The sequence below is a fragment of the Myroides sp. LoEW2-1 genome (assembly GCF_009767705.1).
GTDB classification, from domain to species: Bacteria; Bacteroidota; Bacteroidia; order Flavobacteriales; family Flavobacteriaceae; genus Flavobacterium; species Flavobacterium album_A.
Window position 1 is genome coordinate 88,398 of record NZ_WSPP01000172.1, and the last position, 6,256, is coordinate 94,653.

Consider the following 6,256-nt stretch of genomic DNA (forward strand, 5'->3'; position numbering starts at 1 on the left):
TTTTATGGCTTTATATAACACAAAAAAGGGTAAGTGAATGATCACTTACCCTTTTTTCTATGTGAAAAATTATAACCTTACAGTTGTGGTCCAGCACTTATTAATGCTTTTCCTTCTTCATTTGTAGAGTATAATTTAAAATTCTCAATAAATAAAGCAGCTAATTCTCTTGCTTTATCATCCCATATTTGAGCGTCCTCATAAGTGTTTCTTGGATCTAAGATTCCTGTATCTACTCCTTCTAAAGCAGTAGGAACCTCAAAGTTATATACAGGAACTACAATAGTATCAGCTTTCTCAATAGATCCATCTAAAATACGATCAATGATAGCACGTGTATCCTTTATAGAAATACGCTTTCCTGTACCATTCCATCCTGTATTTACCATATATGCAGTTGCGTTATTTGCTTCCATTTTCTTTACTAACTCCTCAGCATATTGCGTTGGGTGTAAAGATAAGAATGCTTTTCCAAAACATGCAGAGAAAGTAGGTTCAGGTTTTGTAACTCCACGTTCAGTTCCAGCTAATTTTGCAGTAAATCCAGACAAGAAATAGTATTTCGTTTGTTCTGGTGTTAACTTAGACACTGGAGGCATAACTCCAAAAGCATCAGCAGTTAAAAAGATTACTTTAGTAGCAGGTCCTGCTTTTGAAACTGGTTTTACAATATTATCAATATGGTTAATTGGATAAGATACACGCGTGTTCTGAGTAACAGATCCATCGTTAAAATCGATCTTACCATTAGCATCAACTGTAACGTTCTCTAACAAAGCATCACGGCGAATAGCACCATAAATATCTGGTTCATTCTCTTGACACAAGTTGATAGTTTTAGCATAACAACCTCCTTCGAAGTTAAATACTCCTTCATCATCCCACCCGTGCTCATCATCACCAATAAGCTCGCGTTTTGGATCAGTTGACAATGTCGTTTTACCAGTACCTGACAATCCGAAGAATACAGCTACATCACCATCTTTACCTTTATTCGCTGAACAGTGCATTGCAGCCATACCTTGTAATGGCAAATAGTAGTTCATCATTGCGAACATACCTTTTTTCATCTCACCACCGTACCAAGTACCACCGATAACTTGAATCTTCTCTGTTAAGTTAAATGCAATATAAACCTCAGAGTTAAGACCATATGATTTATAATCTTTGAAGGTAGTCTTAGAACCATTCATCACAACGAAATCTGGTTCTCCGAAATTAGCTAACTCCTCTGCTGTAGGACGAATAAACATATTCGTTACAAAATGAGCTTGCCAAGCCACTTCCATAATAAATCTAACTTTTAAACGAGTATTCTCGTTAGCGCCACAAAATGCATCAACGACATAAAGTTTTTTTCCTGATAATTGCTCAACTGTATTTGCTTTTAAAGCATTCCAAGTTTTACCATCAATAGGTTTATTATCATTTGGAGATTCTGGAGTGTTCCACCAAACAGTGTTTTCAGTAACAGCATCTTTAACGATATACTTGTCTTTTGGAGAACGTCCAGTGAATTCACCAGTCATCACGTTTACAGCTCCAAGCTCTGTTACTACACCTTTGTCAAATCCCGTAAGTGCAGGATTAGTTTCTTCCTTATATAAAACGTCGTAAGAAGGATTATAGATAATCTCTACAACATCTTTAATACCATATTTATCAAGTGAAATTGATTCTGAAATATCCATTTTCATTATTATGTTGTGTATTAATTTGTTTGCAAACTTAGAAATAAATTTAAAATATAAATAGTCAATTGCCTATTTAACACTCTTTTTCGAATTAAAAACCTGTATACCAGCATAAAGCCACGCTATTATAAATAGCAGCCCTCCTACTGGAGTAACAGGTCCGATAACACTTAAATTCATAGAAATCAAATCTTTAAATGTCAAAAGATATATCGATCCTGAAAAAAACAATATTCCGAACAAAGTCAAAAAAAGTAATATTTTTTTAGTCTTGTCTGAAAAAAATGTACAGATTCCTACAAATAATAGAAAAAACGCATGATACATTTGATAACGTACACCTACCTCAAATGTTATCACTTGAGCTTCAGTAACAATCTTCTTTAATCCATGAGCACCAAATGCACCCAAGATTACACCTAATGCTCCAATAAGAGCAGCAATACCTAAAACTTTACGTGTCATCTCGTTTTTAAGTCAAATATACAATTAATTCACATATTATACTTGTAATATTTAAGTAGTTAGTTTTATAAGCTACTCTATTTGTTTATTTTCGTATAACTATAATCAACAACTATAACATGAAAAAACAAATTTTAATCGTCGGAGCAGGAAGATCTTCTTCTTCTATGATCAGATATCTACTTCAAAAATCAAATGAAGAAAACATCCACCTGACAATTGGTGACTTATCTATAGAACTTGCAAGACAAAAAGCAATGAACCATCCGAATGCAACTCCAATTGCTTTTGATCTTTTTAATACAGATCAAAGGATAGAATACGTGTCAAAAGCCGATATCGTAATCTCGATGCTACCTGCAGCTCTCCATATAGAATTAGCCAAAGACTGTATTCGACTAAAAAAACACTTAGTTACTGCCTCTTATATAAGCCCTCAAATGGCAGAGTTGAATGAACAAGCTGTAGAAAACAACTTGATATTTATGAATGAAGTTGGACTTGATCCGGGTATAGATCATATGAGCGCAATGAGAATTATTCATGAAATACAAAATAAGGGCGGAGAAATAACCTCATTTGAATCGTACTGCGGTGGTTTAATTGCACCTGAATCTGATAACAACCTCTGGAATTATAAATTCACCTGGAATCCTCGAAATGTTGTATTAGCTGCACAAGGAGGTGCAGCCAAATTTCTACATGAAGGAAAGTATAAATACATCCCATATAATCAAGTTTTTCGTCGAACCGAAATATTAAAAGTTGAGGGATATGGCAATTTCGAAGTTTATGCTAATAGAGACTCTTTAAAATATCAAAACATATACAACTTAAACAACCTAAGGACAATACTTAGAGGAACAATCAGAAGATTGGGGTATTCTAAAGCATGGAGTCTATTTGTTGATCTGGGAATAACAGACGATTCTTATACAATTGAAAATTCTGAAACTCTAACATATAGAGATTTCATCGATTTATACTTACCATATCATCCAACTGACTCTATAGAGACAAAACTAAAACTTGCTTTAAACATCGCTCCAGACGATCAAGTTTGGCTTAAACTTATGGAGCTGGACCTCTTTAATGATGTTAAGCAAATTGGCTTAAAAAACGCTACTCCTGCACAAATTCTTGAAAAAATACTATCAGACAAATGGACATTAGACCCACAAGACAAGGATATGATAGTCATGTACCACAGAATTGGATATAAAATAGGCAATCAAGACAAGCAAATAGACTCTACTATGGTATGTATAGGCGAAGATCAAACTTATACTGCGATGGCCAAAACGGTAGGTTTACCTGTTGCAATTACAACTTTAAAAATACTCAATGGAACTATTACATCACCAGGAGTACAATTGCCGATAAAACAAGAAATCTATACTCCAATTTTGGAAGAATTGGAAAAGAATGGAATAACTTTCACTGAACAAGAAATAACAATATAGCAACTTATAAAGCCTCTTATAATAGAGGCTTTATTTTGGTATAGCACTAATCAATTTACGCGTGTAATCCTTTTGAGGGTTATCGTATAATTCATCCGCTTCATTTATCTCTTCTACCTTACCTTTATTCATAACGACAATCTGATCAGATACATATTTTACAACAGCTAAATCATGAGATATAAAGATATATGTAAATCCAAATTTATCTTTTAATTCATTTAAAAGGTTTAAAACTTGTGCTTGTACAGATATATCCAATGCTGATACAGATTCATCACAAATAATCAACTTCGGATTCAATGCGATTGTTCTCGCTATACCTATTCTCTGTCGTTGACCACCAGAGAACTCATGAGGATACCTATCAAAAGCCTCTTTATCAAGACCGACACGAGAAAGAATATCTATAACCATACTCTTTCGCTCTCGATAATCACTGCCAACCTTATGTACCTTCATTGGTTCCAATATAGCTTCACCAACTGTTATCCTTGGATTCAAGGATGAATAAGGATCTTGAAAAATGATTTGTATTTCTTTACGCAATTTGCGTATCTCAGCTTTATTTAATCTTGTGATATCTATTCCGCGATAGAAGATCTGTCCTTCCGTTGCTTTATCCAACTGCAGTATAGCATTTCCTAAAGTAGACTTTCCACAACCACTTTCACCAACCAATCCCAAAGTTTCTCCTTCATAGACATTAAAGCTTACATGATCAAGTGCTCTAAAGCTTCCTGATCGAAATAATCCTGTTTTAACTATATAATCCTTTACCACATTTCGTATTTCTAATAATGGTTGGCGATTATAGAGATTTTGATGTGCTTTCGCTCTATCCTCTGCAGTTACAATCTCATCAACAACAACTTGATTTAAAAAATCTGAAATAGTAGGCAACCTCTTTAATCGGACATCTATACTTGGTCTTGATGCGATTAAAGCTTGAGTATATAATTCTTTAGGATTATTAAAAATAGCTAAGCAATTCCCCTGTTCAACAATTTTACCCTTGTACATCACGATAACGCGGTCAGCGATAGATGAAATCAAACCTAAATCATGCGTAATAAATACAATGCTCATTCCCGTTTCTTTCTGTAATGACTTCAGTAGCTCCACAATATCCTTTTGCACTGTAACATCAAGTGCTGTAGTAGGCTCATCAGCAATCAACACAGCAGGTTTACAACTTATCGCCATCGCTATCATTATGCGCTGCTTCTGTCCTCCTGACAACTGATGTGGATACTTATGATACACCTCTTGAGGGTTGGGTAACTTAACTTTCTTGAATAGAGAAATCACTTCTTGTTTCATTGCTGAATCACTATTATGCACCCTATGCTGTTGTAAGATTTCTAAAACTTGTCTACCACAAGTCATAGTAGGGTTCAAAGCTGTCATTGGCTCTTGGAATATCATCGCAAATTCCTTTCCTCTATAGGAACGTATTTCTTCTTCTTTTAATTGAGTAAGCTCTACTTTATTAAAAACAATACTTCCATTTGCAATAGTTAAAGCTCCCTTTGGCAATAGTCCCATTATCGCAAGAGAGGTAATTGATTTACCCGACCCTGACTCTCCAACTATTCCAAGAATTTCATTTTGATATAACTCAAAAGAACAATTTTGCACTAAAGATTTACTGTCTTGAGTGTTCTTAATTGTAGTTATCTCTAAATCTAATACTTGCAATAATGGTGTTTTACTTTGCATAACTGTGATTTTATCTAAACAAAAATAACATTAAAAAAACCATATAATATAATTTGAATGAAATTGCCTCGTTATATTATATGGCTTTCTTAAAACAGGATGCGAGAATAATCATATTAAGCAACATTAATTTGGTCATATTCTTTCACCAAAGTTACCACAGTTGGCGTAAGAGTTTTAAAATCAGTAAAGACAGGGCAAGCAGATTTTACTGCATCCATCCATTCTTTTAAAAGCACAATTGACGCAGGTGTAGTTGGCTTAACGATGACATCAATCTTTTTAAAATTAGTAATATCTATGCTTTTCTCATCATCTTCATTATTCTTAACCTCTCCTCTTACCTCCACTTGAATAGATTTTAAATCTAAATTTAGGGTTGACCCAATCAAGTTTCCGATATAGTGTATACTTCCTGCTAAACGAGCAAGTAACAATTCGGCAGAATCTATTTGATTCACCCTTACTAAATCTCTTCCGTCATTTACGGTAAAAGAGAAATTTGCTGTTTTAACTGCGAACTGTGTAGAACGAACAGAAAAACCCAAAACTTTTACTACATTGTTTTTCATCACTTTTAAAATTTATAATTAATATTTAGGCTAAAAAAAAGGTCCTTTTGATATTTACTACCAAAAGGACCTTTGAAATTTATTCTATACTTCTTTAAGAATATATGAACTATTTTACAAAACCAATTTTGGCAGTACGACGAAGCACGACTTACGCATTAGATACGTCGCCTTAGTAATAATCGATACTGAACAAATATTGTAGAACTGGTTCATATTTCTTTTTTTAATTTCTTTTACTTCTAATTTTATACAAAAAAAGCCCCTATAACAATAGAGGCTTTTATAATATCATTTTCAAACAATATACAATTATTTACCTCCTAATGTGCCTTCACAC

The 6,256-nt window shown here is 33.8% G+C and carries 5 protein-coding genes; 1 reads left to right on the forward strand and 4 read right to left on the reverse strand.

The genetic code is table 11. The features are described 5' to 3' along the window. Nucleotides 1–77: 77 nt before the first annotated feature. Both pckA and GOQ24_RS10785 read right to left on the reverse strand, forming a co-directional pair. The gene (gene pckA / locus GOQ24_RS10780; protein ID WP_155092141.1) at nucleotides 78–1,691 is read right to left on the reverse strand and encodes a phosphoenolpyruvate carboxykinase (ATP); all 1,614 of its coding nucleotides are present in this window, start codon (nucleotides 1,689–1,691) and stop codon (nucleotides 78–80) included. Between the two features lie 72 nt (nucleotides 1,692–1,763). Continuing rightward, a complete protein-coding gene (locus tag GOQ24_RS10785; RefSeq protein WP_155092082.1) occupies nucleotides 1,764–2,159 on the reverse strand; it encodes a DUF423 domain-containing protein in 396 nt (131 codons plus the stop codon). Between the two features lie 119 nt (nucleotides 2,160–2,278). On the opposite strand from GOQ24_RS10785, the gene GOQ24_RS10790 reads away from it, so the two are divergent. Then, complete coding sequence (locus GOQ24_RS10790) at nucleotides 2,279–3,622, forward strand: saccharopine dehydrogenase family protein (RefSeq protein ID WP_160339661.1); 1,344 nt, start codon at nucleotides 2,279–2,281, stop codon at nucleotides 3,620–3,622. 30 nt (nucleotides 3,623–3,652) lie between these two features. Here the strand turns inward: GOQ24_RS10790 and GOQ24_RS10795 are convergent, their stop codons facing one another. Both GOQ24_RS10795 and GOQ24_RS10800 read right to left on the reverse strand, forming a co-directional pair. Then, nucleotides 3,653–5,344, reverse strand: coding sequence for an ABC transporter ATP-binding protein (locus GOQ24_RS10795; protein ID WP_155092080.1), 1,692 nt, complete (start codon nucleotides 5,342–5,344; stop codon nucleotides 3,653–3,655). A 116-nt stretch (nucleotides 5,345–5,460) separates the two neighbouring features. Then, entirely contained in the window at nucleotides 5,461–5,916 is a 456-nt protein-coding gene (locus GOQ24_RS10800; RefSeq protein ID WP_155092079.1) for an OsmC family protein, read from the reverse strand. Nucleotides 5,917–6,256: the final 340 nt, after the last annotated feature.

Bases quoted from the DNA above. Each gene is read 5' to 3' on its own strand.
- pckA (WP_155092141.1), bottom strand. From the start codon at position 1,691: ATGGATATTTCAGAATCAATTTCACTTGATAAATATGGTATTAAAGAT.
- GOQ24_RS10785 (WP_155092082.1), bottom strand. From the start codon at position 2,159: ATGACACGTAAAGTTTTAGGTATTGCTGCTCTTATTGGAGCATTAGGT.
- GOQ24_RS10790 (WP_160339661.1), top strand. From the start codon at position 2,279: ATGAAAAAACAAATTTTAATCGTCGGAGCAGGAAGATCTTCTTCTTCT.
- GOQ24_RS10795 (WP_155092080.1), bottom strand. From the start codon at position 5,344: ATGCAAAGTAAAACACCATTATTGCAAGTATTAGATTTAGAGATAACT.
- GOQ24_RS10800 (WP_155092079.1), bottom strand. From the start codon at position 5,916: ATGAAAAACAATGTAGTAAAAGTTTTGGGTTTTTCTGTTCGTTCTACA.